At 57.2% G+C, this 15,909-nt stretch carries 7 protein-coding genes; 1 reads left to right on the forward strand and 6 read right to left on the reverse strand.

Translation table 11 applies throughout. The features are described from left to right. Nucleotides 1-85: 85 nt before the first annotated feature. The 3 genes from J4D97_RS08375 to J4D97_RS08385 all read right to left on the reverse strand — a co-directional run bounded on the left by J4D97_RS08375 (nucleotide 86) and on the right by J4D97_RS08385 (nucleotide 6,019). Nucleotides 86-1,198, reverse strand: coding sequence for a carbohydrate-binding family 9-like protein (locus J4D97_RS08375; RefSeq protein WP_243900209.1), 1,113 nt, complete (start codon nucleotides 1,196-1,198; stop codon nucleotides 86-88). A 108-nt stretch (nucleotides 1,199-1,306) separates the two neighbouring features. Further along, complete coding sequence (locus J4D97_RS08380; RefSeq protein ID WP_185280689.1) at nucleotides 1,307-2,908, reverse strand: SusD/RagB family nutrient-binding outer membrane lipoprotein; 1,602 nt, start codon at nucleotides 2,906-2,908, stop codon at nucleotides 1,307-1,309. Between the two features lie 9 nt (nucleotides 2,909-2,917). Beyond that, a complete protein-coding gene (locus tag J4D97_RS08385) occupies nucleotides 2,918-6,019 on the reverse strand; it encodes a SusC/RagA family TonB-linked outer membrane protein (RefSeq protein WP_185280690.1) in 3,102 nt (1,033 codons plus the stop codon). A gap of 1,146 nt (nucleotides 6,020-7,165) precedes the next feature. Here J4D97_RS08385 and J4D97_RS08390 point away from each other — a divergent pair. Continuing rightward, a complete protein-coding gene (locus tag J4D97_RS08390) occupies nucleotides 7,166-8,230 on the forward strand; it encodes a LacI family DNA-binding transcriptional regulator (RefSeq protein ID WP_208307175.1) in 1,065 nt (354 codons plus the stop codon). A 149-nt stretch (nucleotides 8,231-8,379) separates the two neighbouring features. Here J4D97_RS08390 and J4D97_RS08395 read toward each other — a convergent pair whose 3' ends face one another. The 3 genes from J4D97_RS08395 to J4D97_RS08405 form a co-directional block, all read right to left on the reverse strand. Beyond that, entirely contained in the window at nucleotides 8,380-10,701 is a 2,322-nt protein-coding gene (locus tag J4D97_RS08395) for a GH92 family glycosyl hydrolase (protein WP_208307176.1), read from the reverse strand. A gap of 32 nt (nucleotides 10,702-10,733) precedes the next feature. Continuing rightward, entirely contained in the window at nucleotides 10,734-13,025 is a 2,292-nt protein-coding gene (locus J4D97_RS08400; RefSeq protein WP_208307177.1) for a family 20 glycosylhydrolase, read from the reverse strand. Between the two features lie 183 nt (nucleotides 13,026-13,208). Continuing rightward, nucleotides 13,209-15,851, reverse strand: a complete 2,643-nt coding sequence (locus tag J4D97_RS08405) for a glycoside hydrolase family 2 protein (RefSeq protein ID WP_208307178.1) — start codon at nucleotides 15,849-15,851, stop codon at nucleotides 13,209-13,211. Nucleotides 15,852-15,909: the final 58 nt, after the last annotated feature.

The raw sequence follows: 15,909 nt of genomic DNA on the forward strand, positions 1-15,909 counted from the left end.
GCCGTTCCCACGTGAGAAGGTCCTTCGCTCCGCTCAGGATGACAGAAAAGCGGAAAATCTTCAATATGTTTTTCTATTACCCTTACTACTTCACCGTTTCCACCAACCCCTCATTGTTGATACGCAGCGTAGCAGCGCCCGACGCCGCAAGGGTAGCCGTGAACTGCTCGGGCGTGGCCAGTAGCGCCAACTGATTGGATTTCCCGGCCACGTCTACCTGCGGCGCGATGTTCAGCTCGGCCAGCGAGGCGGCGTAGCGGCCGTTCTTCTCGCGGTACTGCTGTTGGCGGTAGTACACCAGCCACAGGTAGCGGCGGCGCAGCTCGGAGGTAGGCAGCTCGAAAGCCGGCGCCTTAGCCTGGCGCGTGAACTGCAAGTATCCCCAGCGCTCGGGGTAGTGCATGTTAATCACGCCCTGCGGCGACCACACCCAGTTGTGCTCGGGCAGGTCTTTGCCGGCGGCGTCCTGCTGCTTTACGTAGTTGCCGTTGGCCGCCCGCGTGTCCCACTCCACCCTGGAGAAATTGATGCGCCACAAAGTGCCCTCCGTGGGGGCATTAAATGGGAAGCCCATGCGCACGGCTTTCAGCGGAATAGCCATTTCCACGGTCCAGCTTTTATCCTGGTCCTTGGGTTGGTTGAGCGTGCCGTTGATGCTTACGCCGGAGCGTAGGCCGGCCACGTCCCAGCTGATGAGGGCGTCGCCGTGGTTGCGGTAGGGCTTGGGTAGGAACAGGTCGAAAATCTTATTGAGGGCATTCACCTCCACCTCGAAATACTGGTGCGTATTGTCGTCGGGGTCGATAAACACCTCAAAGTCGTTGTCCTTGTAGATGATATCGTCGTGGTGGGTTTGGTAGGCCCAGATGTGCGGCTCCTGCAAGGTAGCGGCAATGAACAGCGTGGAGTCGTTCCAAAGCATCTTCACCCGCGTTTGGTAGGTGGGCAGCGGCTTGGCGGCGCCTTCAATATCCACGAAATCCGAGGTCCAGGGAGCTTGCTGCCAGGCGCTTTCCCGTAGGTTACCGTCCATGGTTAGGGGCTGCGCAGTGTACTGCACTACGTAGCCTTTGGGCAGGGTAAAGAGGTGCTCCATCCCCTGAAATACCTTTTGGTCCTGTGCCGAAGCCGATAGCCCTACCCCGCCGAGCAGGAGCGTTATGGTTGCGAGAGTTTTGAAATTGAAAAGATGCTGCATGCGTATGATTATTCCGAAGAAACTGATTTACCGTGTTCTATAAAAAGAGAGGCTTTACCCCATCGTCCGGGATAAAGCCTCTCTTTTACCTGTGCAAAAAATACACTATTACTTATCCCACCATACCCGCGAGGTCAGCAGGTCGCCGCCGTTCAGGCTGGCTACCCCAGACCGGTACCCGGCGGGATTGTTAGAGATTTCAGCGGCCGGATATGGCAGACGACGCGGAATGGTTCCGTTAGTCACGTTGCCAGGGTAGTTCACGGGCGTCAGCATCGGATAGCCCGAACGACGCCAGTTAAACCAGCCTTCAATAAAGTTGAAGGTAGTGGACGTTTCCAGCCAGTACTGGTTGTTGATCTGCTGGTAGGCGTCCGTTGCCGATGTTGTGGTCAGCGGGTGAGCAGCTACATAGGCGGTGATAGTAGCGGCCGGAATGGTAGCCGCCGCGTCCATCTGCGTCAGAGATTCCATGGCGCTGCGCAGGCCATTGGCGTAGTGCGTGGCAGCCGTAGCGCCCACGCTCCAGCCGCGGGTAGCGGCTTCGGCCAGCAGGAACTCCGTTTCGGCGTAGGTCAACAGGAAGTTAGGAGCGTTGCGCTTGATGTACACGTTCACGCGGGGGCGGGAATAATTACCCAACGGGGCAATATTGCCAGCGGCGCCCGTAGGCCCCGGATAGTCGGCACGCTTCCGAATATCAAAATCTCCACCAGCCAGGTCGTAGCCATTCGGCAGACCACGCTGCACAGCGGGGTCGGTGTTGCCAGTCAGGCCCTGGTTAGCGTTGTTGGTAGCACCCGCCTGCGGAATCTCGGCAATAGCGCCCAGGCGTGGGTCATCATTGGTGCGCAGGTAGTCAATCAGGGTTTTGCTCCACTTCACTTCCCGGAAGTCGTCGGTTGTGAGCAGGGCGCCCGACGTCGCATTCTGTATGTCGCCCTGTGAGGCGTCGGTTTGGGCAATGGCGTTGTCGCTAGTAGCTGTCATGGTGCCGCCCGCCACGGCTTTCTCGGTCCAGGTTTTTGCCAGGGTAGGGTTCACCTTGGTCATGCGCATGGCCACGCGCACCATCAGGGAGTAGCCCAGCTTTTTCCACTGCGCTACATTACCGCCGTACAGCAGGTCGCCGGTAGCCAATGGGGCCGTGGTGTTCAAGCTATTGATGCCTGCTTCCAACTGCGTCAGCAAAGCCGGGTAAATGTTCTCCTGCTTGTCGTAGGCGGGGGCCGTAATACCCTCCTGCGCCATCAGCGCTTCCGAATACGGAATATCCCCGTAGGTATCAGTGAGGCGCTGATAGATCATCACCTTCATGATATTGCTGATGGCAATGACGTTGGCAAAGCGCTCAGGGCTCTGCGTGTTGGCTACCCTAATGGCCTGCTCTAAGCGGCTCAGCGCCGTGTAGCAGTTATTGAAGGTCAGGGCCTGATAGCCCCCAAAACCACCCGCGTTGACGTACTTATCCCCGTTGCCGTAGTAGTTGAACGTGCTGGCCAGCGCCTGAATGGCCGGAGCTTGGTACAGCAACTGCGCATAGCCCGTATTGGCGTAGCCCAACTGGCCGTCGGTGAGCAGGTAGTTGGGGTTGAGGTTTTCGGCTGAAGCCGCGTTGGGATTGGTATTGACGTCGTCGAAGCGGTCTTCGGAACAGGAACTGCTCCACAGCGCCGCAGTGAGTGCTATAAATAGGAATGGCTTTTTCATATTCCTGTATTACTTGAATTTTACGTTGAGCGTGAAGCCGTATGTGCGGGCAAATGGCAGGGAACCGCCTTCTACCCCAGCGTACGCCACCAGAGGAGAAATTGTATTTTCCGGATCTATGTTATCCGTGCGCTTCATAATCGTGAACAAGTTACGACCTACCAACGACAGCGTCACAGCCTGGAAAGGTGTTTTTGCCAGTACGGCTTGGTTGAGGGTATAGCCCAGCGTGAGCTGACGGAACTTGATGAAGCTGCCATCCAGCACAGCCAGGGCATCCACGTTGTTGATCAGCTTGGGGTAGTACACATAAGCCGGCACCACAATGTCGTTGACTTCATTTGTTACATCTCCGTCACTGTTCATTTTCACCCCTTCTGCTACAATGCCGGTTTCGCGACCTTCCAAGGTGGCTTTGTTCAGACCACGCGTGTAGGAGTAGTATTCCGTAGCCGACAGCACCTTGTTGTTGAACTTGTAGTCGATCAGGAACGACAGGCTGAAGTTGTGGTAGTTGAAATCGTTGTTCCAGCCGCCGAATAGGTTAGCAATGCCCGAGCCCATCGGCTTCAACTCGCCCCGTACTGGTACGCCATCGGTTCCAATCACCACGTTGCCGTTGGCATCGCGCATAAAGTCGTACGCCCGGATCTGGGCAATCGGCAGCCCCTTCACAATGGCAATGTTGGCACCACCGTTGGCACCAGGGCGGTAGGTACCCGTTTGCAACGGGTTGTTGGCACCGTTGTCAATGTCCAATACTTCGTTTTTCAGCTTGGTGATGTTGAACGACGACGTCCAGGTGAAGGCACCCGTTTTCACCGGCGTCACGGTCAGGGCGGCTTCCACGCCACGGTTCAGGGTAGAGCCCAGGTTCACCGATCGGCTATTGAAACCGGTGGCCGGTGACAAGCTGGCGCCTACAATCTCACCATCGGTTTTGCGGCGGAAGTACGCCACGTCTAAGCCAATGCGATTCTGGAAGAACTTCAACTCCGTGCCCACCTCATACTCGTTGAGGCTGTAGGGTTTCAGGTTGGCGTTGGGCTGACGCGAATCAAACGAGGCGCGCGGAATGCCGTTGATGGAGCGGTTGATGTTGTAGTAGAAGCCCGTCTGGTAGGGCTGAGCCGGCTCGCCGCTGGTTTCGGCGTAGGAAGCACGCAGCTTACCGTAGCTCAGCACCGAGGATTGCAGCAGATCCGAGAAGATGAAGCTGGCAGCTACCGAAGGCGTGAAGATGCTACGGTCGTTGCGCGGTAGGGTAGAGAACTGGTCGTAACGACCTGTCGTGCTCAGCGTCAGATACTTATAAGTAACATCTGCGGTGTAGTAGGCTGAGAACGTTTCTAGGAGGCTGTACTGATACTCCTGCGAAGGAGTGCGCAGGTTGGAAGGCGTGTACAGGTAGGGCACGATGAATTGCCCGCCATACAAACGCGTAGCTTCAAAGTTGTTGCGGCGGAAGTTGCTGCCTACGCTGGCACTCACGGAAATATCCTGGTTTAGGTCTTTGCTGAACGACAGCAGTGCGTCCGTGTTTAATTCCAGGCGCGAGCCTAGGGTTAGGTTCTCCAGTCCGCCCTCACCGTTAGACGAGTACAGCGTGCCGTAGGGCGTCACGTTGAAGCGCCGGTCGCTGGAGTAGTCGTAGCCTACCCGGCCTTGCAGGAACAGGTAGTCGGTGAAAGCGTAGCGGGCCGACAGGGCGCTAATCAGACGCTTGCGCGAGAGGTCATTTTTGAACTGGTTCACCACAAACCATGGGTTGGAGGCGTAGCTATCGTTGTTCCAGGCTGTTTCCAGGCCGTTGTTACTGGGGTCGTAGCCGGGGCGCAGGGTAGCCTGATCGATGTTGGGTGCCAGGAAGGTGATGTTGTTGGCGTTCAGCGGCGAGTCGCTCAGCTGCGGACGGTTGTTGTCCTTCTGGTCGATGTAGTTGGCCGTCAGGTTGAAGCTCAGCTTCTTGGTCAGGTCGTACTGGGTGTTGAAGTTCACCGTGCGGCGGTCCAGGCCGCTGTTGCGCAGAATCGACTTGGCGTCCAGGTTCGATACCGACAGGCGGTAGGTGCCTTTTTCGCCCCCACCCGACACGGCCAGCGTGTTGGTCCAGGACGGGGCAACGCGGTAGAAGTCTCTGATGTTGTTCTTCTGTAGCGAGTAAGGATGCTCCTGACCGTCGATGCCGATGGTGGGCTGACCGTCCAGCCGCTCACCCCAGGCCGTGTTGCCCGAGTTGATGGCCGAGGCCCGGTCAGAAGGACGCACGCCCTGGCTGCCCTGGCCGTACACCGTCTGGAAGTCGGTGTTGTCTACTGCCTGGCTGAATTGCAGGTTGGTGTTGTACTCAATGGTGGTTTTGCCGCGGTTACCGCTTTTCGTCACAATCTGAATCACGCCGTTAGCGGCGCGGGCACCGTACAGGGCCGAGGCAGTCGAGCCTTTCAGCACCGTCATCGACTCAATATCGTCGGGGTTGATGTTGCTGATACCATCGCCCAGGTCGGCGCCGCCCCACTCACCGGAGCTACCGCGCACAGAGTTGTCCATAGGCACACCGTTGATAACAATCAGCGGCTGCGAAGCACCCGAGAAGGACGTTACGCCGCGAATGTTGAGGCGAGCCGAGGAGCCGGGGCCGCCGCTGGTGCCACCCACGTTCAGGCCCGCCACGCGGCCCTGTAGGGAGTTGGCCACGTTGGTTTCGCGGGCTACGTTCAGCTTTTCACCGTCTACCGTCGTCACAGCGTAGCCCAGCTTGCGCTCGTCTTTCTTGATACCCAGGGCTGTTACCACTACCTCGCCCAGCTGCTTGGTGTCGTTGGCCAGAATGATGTTGATGGACGAACGGCCATTCACGGGCACCGTTTGGCTGATGTAGCCAATGTAGGAGAACACCAGGCTGGCGCCGTCAGGGGCCGTTACGGTGTAGTTGCCGTCTACATCAGAAGTGGCGCCTTGCGTGGTACCGCTTACCACTACACTCACCCCAATGAGCGGCTCATTGGAGTTGTCGGTTATCTTGCCCGAGACCTTCGTCCCCTGTGCCCAGGCCTGGGCCTGACACAGCAGCAAGAGCAGTACAAATAATTGTAGAGTTTTTCTTATCATGGTGTATGGAGTGAGAGGAATGAAGATGAGTTACTTGCGTTGAGCAGCCCGCGAATCGGACCCGCTAAAATGCACTAGCTGCTTCCTACCCTACCTTATCAGGTAATGCAGCATAGCAGCGAAAGAAAATTGGTGGAAAGGGCGGGAAAGGACGGCAGCAGACGGACCTTACACAATCGGTTGTACTTCGTGGCAGTGTAGCAGCAACGAGTGGAAAGCGTATTAGTAAAGGTGCTTTTTAGCCTGTTGAGAAATAAGATTTTCCCAACAGGAAGTATTTAGTTCCTTTCAAACATACTAAACCACATCAACTAAATCAAAACCAAAGAAAAGAAATGTGTGCGTACACGCGAAAACTGTTTCGCTTTCTGTGCTATTTTTTACTTGTATCACACAATAGCGCGAGTCACTATACTGCAGCCTTGAAATGTAACTTTTTCAATTTTTCGGCATACTCATCCAACTCCCTTGCCCGGTACAAGCTGGAGGGTTTACAGATGTTGTTGCAGTTGTGCTACCAGTCAGATTCCCAACTGAACACGGCAAGCTATACCGAACTGCATTTTAAGAAGCTGAATTCGTTGGCTTAACTCAAACGTAATCATCGCTTAATTATAAAGCAAATAATATAAAATAAAAATGTGTGGGCACACGCAGAGCTAAATATAGCAAGTGTGCGCACACGCAAAAAGATATTTCTTCTATGTATTATTGTTGTATTTTAGACTTGTTTTCAGGACAAAACCTAGTAAATCTGCACTATTACGAGTCTCAGCTGACTGTAGAAGCTTGATGGTAGATAAATAGCACTTGATCTAGCCCTTTTGCTCTTAACAGTGCCCCCTATTTTTGGCAGAATCAGCCGTACTACGCTGCATTTTCTGCCCTTCGTAGAGAGTTACCCACTATTTACCAACGCGGCATTGCAACGGCGCTTGGATTTAACCGACCTTTCTAACAGCAGCTACTTCGTGTGGTGGCATGCTTTGTGGCTACGGCCATGCACTCTGGCAAACGTACAGACCTGGCTTCGCTGGTTTCAGCTGTAGGCACGCATGATGGCCACTTCGGTATCACCTCGTATTGTCAGCCGTTTTTTCACATGATGCAGATCATCAGGTTTCACTTACATATAAAAGTATAGTTATGAGTAAGAATGCGGTACGCATTAAGGATATAGCAGCGAAGGCAAACGTTTCGGTGGGCACGGTAGACCGGGTGCTGCATAACCGCGGCCGGGTGGCCGAGGACGTGCGCCAAAAGGTGCTGCTGATGATGGAGGAGCTGGAATACGAGCCCAACATGATTGCGCGTACGCTGGGCTCCAACCGCACGTACCGGCTAGCAGCCATTCAGCCCAGCCACACGCTGGACCCCTACTGGCAGGCCCCGTGGGAGGGCATCAACAAGGCAGCCCGGGAGTTGCAGCAGTACGGTGTGGTGCTCACGGTGTACCCCTACGATATGTCGCGGGTAGAGTCTTTTCTGGAGCAGATGGAGCTGGCTACGCAGGCCCAGCCCGATGGCATTGTGATTGCGCCACTATTCTACCGCGAGTCGTTGCCGTTTTTTGAGCGGTGGCAGCACGCCAAGATTCCGTACGTGCTATTCAATACCTACATCACGGAAATCAATCCGCTGAGCTACGTGGGGCAGGACTCTTATCAGAGTGGCTACTTGGCTGGCAAGCTGCTTCAGTTTGGGCAAATGCAGCCGGGCACCTACCTCATTGCCCACATTGCCGAGGACATTGCCAACTCCGTGCACGTAACGCAGAAAGAGCAGGGCTTCCGCGACTACTTTGCCCAACTGCCCGCCCCGCAGGCAGCCGGCAACACCATTCGCAGCATCGACCTCCCCTACCCCACCGAGTCTACCTTTGCCTGCCAACTCACCGAGCTGTTGGCGCAGGATCAGCAGTTGCGGGGCATCTTCGTCAGTACATCCAGGGCGTATGCTATTGCGCCCTATCTCCAACCCTATGCCCACCGTATTCGCTTGGTAGGCTACGATTTGCTGGAAGAAAACATTCAGTATCTGCAGGAAGGGACCATTGACTTCCTGATCAATCAGAACCCCAAGGAACAGGGATATTATGGCTTGTATGCCCTAGCCGATCAGCTTGTTTTCAAAAAGGAAGTATCTCCCTTCAAGTACTTACCGCTGGATATTATCGCAAAAGAAAATTTACACTACTACGTAGAAAAATAGTCGGCCCTTACCCATGCGATGGGCATGAGCGGGCAGTTTATTGCCTACTACACCACCCAAAAAGAAAGCCGGCTGCCTGAGGCAGCCGGCTTTGCGAACGGCACGCGAGGTGTAGACGCATGCACCAAGTTAGGGTGAGGTAGGTCGGCTTACTGCATTACGGAGCGCGGCCGGTTTTCCGGCGCTACGCCCCAGGTAGGGCTAGGCTTAGGTCCCATTTCCAGCACCAATGTGCCGCCCTGCATCAGATCTTGGTGGGTGATGTAGGACTTGAGGTAGGGCTGGCCGTTGCGGGTCACGGACTGGATGTATTTATGGGTGGCGCTATTATTCTTGGCCTCAATGGAAAGCGACTTGCCATTGGGGAGAGCCAGCGTGGCCTGCTGCACCATGGGGCTGCCAAACACAAAGGCACCATTAGCGGGGTTGAGCGGATAGAAGCCCATAGCCGACAGCACGTACCACGCCGACATCTGCCCCACGTCCTCGTTGCCGATGATGCCATCGGGCTTGGTGGTGTAGAACTGGTCCATGATATAGCGCACCTTCTCGGCGGTTTTCCAGGGCTGGCCCACGTAGCTGTAGAGGTAGGTGATATGGTGGCCGGGCTCGTTGCCGTGGGCATACATCCCAATGAGACCCGAAATGTCGGGAGATGCTTCTTCGCCCATGTTGCCCTGCACCGTAAACAGCGAATCGAGCTTCTGCGTGAAGCGCTTCTCGCCGCCCAGCAGGCCAACTAGGCCTTCCACATCCTGCGGCACCAGCCAGGTGTATTGCCAGGCGTTGCCCTCTGTGAAGTCGCTCTTCATGTGTACCGACTGGAAGGGGCTAAACGGCGTGCGCCACTCCGTTTTCGACACGCGACCCCGCATGAAGCCCACGCTTTTATCGAAGTAGTTCTGGTAGTTTTTGGCGCGCTTGCTGAAGTAGGCATAGTCTTCCTGCTTGCCCATCTTCTTGGCCATCTGGGCAATGCACCAGTCATCCACGGCGTATTCCAAGCCTTTCGACACGTTCTCTACCTCGCTGTTGGCGGGGATGAAGCCCAGCTCTTTCACGGCTTTCAGGCCACTTTCGTCGCGCATGGCGGTGGTCTTGATAGCCTCATAGGCCAGATTGGCGTCGAAGCCGTCGAAGCCTTTGAGGTAGGCGTCTACTACCACTGGCACGGCGCTGTAGCCTACCATCGTGTTGGTTTCGTTGGCCATCAGGTGCCACACGGGCAGCTTACCCTGCTGCTGGTAGATGGCCAGCATGGTGTTCACCATGTCGTTTACCCGGCTGGTTTGCAGGATGGTAAACAGCGGGTGCGCCGCCCGGTAGGTATCCCACAGCGAGAAGGTAGTGAGGTTGGTGAAGGACGCGTTTTTATGCACCTGCTTGTCGGTGCCCCAGTAGTCGCCGTTGTGGTCGTTGAAGGTCGAGGGCGCAATCATGGTGTGGTAAAGCGCCGTGTAGAAAACCTTTTGCTGGTCTTGGTTTTCGGTTTTGATCTGCACCTTGCCCAGCTCCTGGTTCCAGGCGGCATCGGCGGCGGCCACGGTCTTCTGGAAATTCCAGTGCGGAATCTCAGCCCGGATGTTGGCCAGCGCATTCTCAGTGCTGACGGGCGAAATCCCTACCTTCAGTTTCACCTGCTCGCCGGCCTTGGTGGCAAACGTGACTACCCCTTTCAGGCGGGTGCCCTTGGTGGCCGGCGTGGTATTACCCAACGAATCCACAACCTGCACGCTGGCAAACTCGCGCATAGGCTTCGAGAGAACCGCCGCGAAGTACAGGCGCTGATCCTTGGCCCAGCCTTTCGAGAAGCGGTAGCCCACCAGGGTGCTATCGTTGAGCTTTTCCAGGTGCGTATCGGTGGCCTGGTCCCAGCCGATGCCCTGCTGCAAGTCGATAATCAGGTGCGAATCTTTCGCCTGAGGGAAGGTGTACTGATGAAAGCCTACCCGCTCGGATGCCGTCAGCTCGGCCCGGATGCCGTAGCGCTTCAGCTGCACGGCGTAGTAGCCGGGGCGGGCGGTTTCGTCCTCGTGCGAAAACGCCGATACGTAGCTACGGCTCTTGTTTTTCACCGAGCCGCGCATCACCTGCACCTCTCCTGTAGTGGGCATCACCGCCACGTCGCCCAGGTCGCCGATGCCGGTGCCGCTGAGGTGGGTGTGGGAAAAGCCAATGATGGTGGAATCGGAATAGTGGTAGCCCGAGCACCAATCCCAGCCCTCGGAGATGTTCACCGGCCCCAGCTGCACCGCTCCGAAGGGCACGTTGGCCCCCATGAATACGTGCCCGTGGAAGCCCGTACCAATGTAGGGGTCTACGAACCGAGTGAGGCCTGTGGGGGCCGGAATGGCAGCGGGAGCAGTAGATCCGCTGGCTACCTTGGTAGTACCAGAACAGGCGTTAAACACGGCAACGCTGCCGGCCAGCGCCACAATAGACCAGATAGAGCGGGTGGGTTGTATCTTCATTAAACTACAGAGGTTAGAATTGTCGTGTGCTTTCAGTGCTTCAGCCAATTGGCTGGCACTTGCTGCGGCTCGCTGCCGTCTTTGCTGTATTTGAGGAGCAGCATGTAGCCGCCTCCACCTTCTACAAAATCGAGGGCGATAGGGTGCAACCCTTTCGTGAGGGCTACCTGTCCGGTTTTCTCAATGGCCGAGTGCAGGCCGTCGTTGTCGACTACTATGCGGTCGGCGAGGCGCAGGGTGCCCCCGTCGTCGCAGGTGAGGTAGAACGTGTAGATGCCGGTTTCCGGTACGTCGAGGTAGCCCCGAAACTGCACCCCGAACTGGTCGGCCTCTGCCTGCTTGGGTACCTGCACGCTGGTTACGGTGGTGCTACCATTGGCCTTAGCCTGCTGCATCAGCGCCGATTTTTTGAAGTAACCAGTGAAGTACGTAGCCGTAAGGCCCGGCGCCGGCGCCTTTGCCGATACGGGTGCGGCGTAGGCTTGCTGCTTGTACCGGATGGCGTATGTATCGCCCCGCAGCCCCTCCGGCGTGAAAGCCACCAACTTCACCGTAGTGGGCTGGGTGATGGGTAGGGCAGCCGGCAGCACAGGCGAAGCGTCCGTGGGGATGCTACCATCGGTGGTGTAACGGATGATCAGATTATCGAGCGGCTTCTCGACCTGCAAAGACGTTTTGTCGGTGAAGACGCTTTCCTCGGAGAAGCCCGCCAGGTCGGGCACGCGGTAGTGCACGTTCAGCAGGGCCAGGCGGGGGTAGTGCTGGCGCAGGCGGGTGAGGTAGGAAGCGTACTGCTTTTTGTTGGTCCACACCACTTCGGCCAGGGCCGTCATGCGGGGCATCACCATATAGTCGGCGCGGTTTTCGGAGGGCACTTGTTCGGTCCAGAGGTTGGCCTGGGCACCCAGAAGGGCCTTTTGGGACTGGGCAGCATCTACGCCGGCGGGAACCACGTCGAAGTCGTACACCTTGCCCAGGGAGTTCTTATCCGGGAGGTTGTCGAAGTAGAGCGTGCTCACGGGCGTCATAATCAGCGGATTGCCGTTGCGGATGGCTTTAGCGGGGGCGTCCTTCACCCAGCTACGCCAATACATGACAGTAGCCGAGGGGTCGATGCCACCTTCCAGCATGTCGTCCCAGCCAATCATTTTCTTGCCTTTGCTCTGCAAAAACCGCTCGACGCGCCGCACAAAGTAGCTCTGCAAGCCGTTCACGTCCTTGATGCCTTCCTTCTGCATCAGCTCGGTGCAGGCTGTCGTGTTCCAGCTAGCTTTGTCTACCTCGTCGGCGCCAATGTGCACGTAGGGGCTCGGGAACAAGGCCGCCACCTCCTTCAGCACGTTTTCCACGAACTCGTAGGTGCTTTCGTTGCAGGGGCAGATGGGGGTCGAAAACAGCTTACCCCAGTCGTTTTTGCCGTTGCAGGTAAGAAAGGGGTAGGCCCGAATGGCAGCCATCATGTGGCCGGGCATGTCGATTTCGGGGATGACCTCGATGTGACGCGCCGTAGCATAAGCAATGATGCCGCGCATCTCATCCTGAGTGTAAAAGCCTCCATATTCTGTTTGGCCGTTGCGCTGGCGTAGGTGCTTGGGCTCCAGGGCAAAATCGGGGTTATCCTTTGACTTCTTGATGCACGCCGAATCCTGGTTGTTGAAGGTGCGCCAGGCGCCTACCTCCGTCAGCTTGGGGTACTTCTTGATTTCCAGGCGCCAGCCCTGGTCGTCGGTGAGGTGCAGGTGCAGCTTGTTGAACTTGTAGAGCGCCAGCAAGTCCATGTATTTCTTGATGTAAGCGACATCGAAGAAATGGCGGGACACGTCCAGGTGCATACCGCGCCAGGCGTAGGCCGGCTGGTCTTCAATCTGCACGGCGGGCAGCGTCATCGGCGCGGCACTCTTACCGGCCTTTTCGATAGTAGCCGGCAGCAACTGCCGCACCGTCTGCACCGCCCGGAACATACCCGCTGGCTCCTTGGCCGCCAGCGTCATCTGCTGCGGTGTGATGGTCAGGCGGTAGCCCTCTGGGGCCATTATCGAGGCATCGTAGCGTAGCTCAATGCCGTTAGCGACTAGTTTCTTTGTGGTTTTCAGCGGCGCCCCTACCCCATTGCGCAATAACGCTTGTAGTTGCTCGGCTTCCTTTTCGAAATGTTTGCCCTCTTTGGGTAGGGCCAGTTGGGTGGCTTTGGTAATGGTGAAGGTGCCCGTTGCTGGTGTCAAAGAGGCGGGGTAGGGAATCAGCGGGTAGCGCTCGGGGGCGGTTTGGGCAGTCGCTGTACCGGTGATGAGGAGTAGGAAGATCAACCACAGAAATCTAGTCATAGGTGTAGTTCAACGATTCACCCCACCCCCCGGCCCCCTCCCCTCCGGGAGAGGGGGAGCCGGACGATTTGGCTAACAGCTTTCTAGTTTGAATAATGCTGATGGCTAATAGCCATTAGCTAACAGTTCCTGTCACGGCTCCCCCTCTCCCGGAGGGGAGGGGGCCGGGGGGTGGGGTCTCCCCTACTGTGCCACCGGCACCACCTGCTTCGCCACGTTCCAGCCCTCCACCGACACAGCCGGCGTGCCGACTTCCGCGCCGGGCGTGTAGTCCAACGTCACGGTCTTGCGCTCGCCTGGCAGCACCGACACATAGTTGTCGCTGTAGAAGGTAGGCAGCACGCGCTTCTGGGTCTGCTGGTTTACCAGCGACACGCGGTTGAAGAAGGCCACGGGTTGGTTGGCGGGGTTCGTGAGGGTTACTTCTACCTTACCGGGCGCAGTCTGGCGGGCCGAGAGGCCTAGAGGCGCCTTATTCATGGTTTGTAGGCCCGAGTACTGTCCTTTGGCATCGGGTATCCAGTAGAAGTTCTGGCTCACCGGCTGCTTGTTCAGATCCTGTAATTGCAGCATCAGGAACGTGCCTTTCTCCCGCGCCAGCTTGCGCATCGTGCCGGCAATGGGCAGGTATTTTTTAGCCTGCGAGGGGTTGATTTCCACGATTACCTGCGTCAGGCTGGTTTTCTTACCGGCCATGTCGTAGGCGTCTACCACCAGCATCAGGTCGCGCTTGGTTTCGAAGGTGTTGTTCACCAATACCACGGCGCTATCCACGGGGTTGTACATCACGTGTAGCGGCTCGCTGCCGGAGCGCAGGCCGTAGAGACAGGCGTTGGGGTCGAGGTAGTAGTCGTACATCTGGCCGCGCAGGGCAGTCCAAGGGTTTTGGGTTTTCCAGATGATGCTGCCCGTGTACCACTCCCACATGTGCGAGCTAAAGCCCTCCATCAGAGCGCGGTACTGGTCGTAGTTTACCAGCTGGGCTTTCAGGCCGAAGTCGCGCACGTTTTTGGGCGCGCCGTAGGGTAGCAGATGGTCTTCGTAGCCAATGTAGAGGTGGTATTGCCACACCGAATCCACGGCCTCCGTGGGTTTTTTATCGGCGCCGAGGTAGCGCGGGGGCACCATGTTGGCCGGCGGAACGAACCGCGCCAGCGACTCCTCATCGCCTACCCCCACCGAGCCCACTTCCGAGTTGAAGGGGTAGGTGCGGTGCTCCCAGAAGCTGCGCAGGTTCTGAATACCATAAGGCCCGTCGCCGTTGCCGCCCTGGTTGTTGTACGACATGCTATCCGAGTTGGAGTAGGGCACAAACCAGCGCGTGCCGTCCAGTTTAGGTAGGATAGAATCCTCCAAGGCAGTAAGAATGTCCTTGGGCAGAGTGATTTCGTTGCCGCCGCACCAGATAGCCAGCGAGGCGTGGTTGCGCACCATCTTCACCTGGTCGGCGGCCGACTTGATGAACAATTGGTGGTCGTTGGGGTATTTGCGTCGGGTCCACTGGTCCTCCAGTTTCATGGGGTCCACCCAGCGGCCGTTGGCGTCGCCCGACATCCAGAAGTCCTGCATCACCAGCATGCCGTACTTGTCGCAGGCCTGGTAGAACTCGGGGCGCTCCACCAGCGCACCGCCCCACACCCGAATCAGGTTCAGGTTCATGTCGCGGTGAAAGCGGATTTCCGCGTCGTAGCGGGCGTCCGTGAAGCGCAGCATGGCGTCAGAAATAATCCAGTTGCCGCCCTTGATGAAGATTTTTTGCCCGTTCAGGTGCACCTCCATGCTCTGGGTGGTGGTGTTCCACTCCCGCTGAATCTCGCGCACACCCACCGATACCGTTTCCTCATCCGACACGGTTTTGCCCTTCACCAGAAATTGCAGCTTCGACTCGTAAAGCGGCTGGTCGCCGTAGCCGTTGGGCCACCACAGCTTGGGGTTGGGTAGGCTGAGATCTTTGAGGCTCACCTGCTGGGTAGTGCGGGCTGGAATGGTGACTTTCTGGTCTACCGTGCGGCCATCAATGGTGTAGCGCAGCACGCCTGCCACGGCTTTAGCGGTAGGGTTGTCCAGCTCGGCCGACACCTGCACGGTAGCCGGCGCCTGCGGACCGGTAGGCTTGCGCTTGCCCGGTACGCGGGTGATAATGTGCGGATTTTTAACGTTGATCTGCTGGGTCTTCTCAATCGTCACCTTATCCCAAATGCCGGTATTCCGGTCCCTAATGGGCTGAATCCAGTCCCAGCCGGCAGTGTATTGCGTGGTGTTGTTGCGGGCAATGGTGCCGTCGCCGCCCTGGCCGCCGTTGGGGTTGCCCACGGGGTCGGGCGGGTACACGATGACGGCTAGGCGGTTCTTGCCGTCCTTGGCTAGGTAGGGCGTCACGTTGTATGTCTGGCGCAGAAACATACCGTGGTGGGTCTGCGCGTTCAGCTTCTGCCCGTTCAAAAACACGTCGCAGCTGTAGTTCACGCCGCGCAGGTGCAGCCACACTTGCTCGTCGCCGGTAGCTTTTTCCGTGAAATCCTTGGCAAACCAATAGGTGTAGTAGTCCCTACCTGTGCGGTAGATGTCAGGAATCTGCTTGTTGTTCATCCCGTAAAACGGGTCGGGCACTTGCTTGTTAACCAGCTGGGTAGTAAGCACCGTGCCGGGCACCACGGCGGGCTGCCAGCCGCTCAGGGTGTAGGTAGGCTGCGAAAGCGCGGTTCCTTCTACGCTCACTTTACCTTTGGGCGTGGCCTGCCAGCCGGTGTTCAGCTCGTAGCGCTGCTGCGCAAGCAGCGGGGTAGCAAGCAGTAGAAGCGGGAGTAGGAGTTTGTGTGGTGACATGCGAGAACGATGCAGACGTAGGTGTTGGTAAGCGGAAGCGGGGGCCGGGGGTGAGGTT

It is taken from the genome of Hymenobacter defluvii (assembly GCF_017589435.1).
GTDB lineage: Bacteria > Bacteroidota > Bacteroidia > Cytophagales > Hymenobacteraceae > Hymenobacter > Hymenobacter profundi.

What these genes read in the sequence shown, in the direction of transcription:
- J4D97_RS08375 (WP_243900209.1), bottom strand. Translation starts at nt 1,198, where the DNA reads ATGCAGCATCTTTTCAATTTCAAAACTCTCGCAACCATAACGCTCCTG.
- J4D97_RS08405 (WP_208307178.1), bottom strand. Translation starts at nt 15,851, where the DNA reads ATGTCACCACACAAACTCCTACTCCCGCTTCTACTGCTTGCTACCCCG.
- J4D97_RS08395 (WP_208307176.1), bottom strand. Translation starts at nt 10,701, where the DNA reads ATGAAGATACAACCCACCCGCTCTATCTGGTCTATTGTGGCGCTGGCC.
- J4D97_RS08390 (WP_208307175.1), top strand. Translation starts at nt 7,166, where the DNA reads ATGAGTAAGAATGCGGTACGCATTAAGGATATAGCAGCGAAGGCAAAC.
- J4D97_RS08400 (WP_208307177.1), bottom strand. Translation starts at nt 13,025, where the DNA reads ATGACTAGATTTCTGTGGTTGATCTTCCTACTCCTCATCACCGGTACA.
- J4D97_RS08385 (WP_185280690.1), bottom strand. Translation starts at nt 6,019, where the DNA reads ATGATAAGAAAAACTCTACAATTATTTGTACTGCTCTTGCTGCTGTGT.
- J4D97_RS08380 (WP_185280689.1), bottom strand. Translation starts at nt 2,908, where the DNA reads ATGAAAAAGCCATTCCTATTTATAGCACTCACTGCGGCGCTGTGGAGC.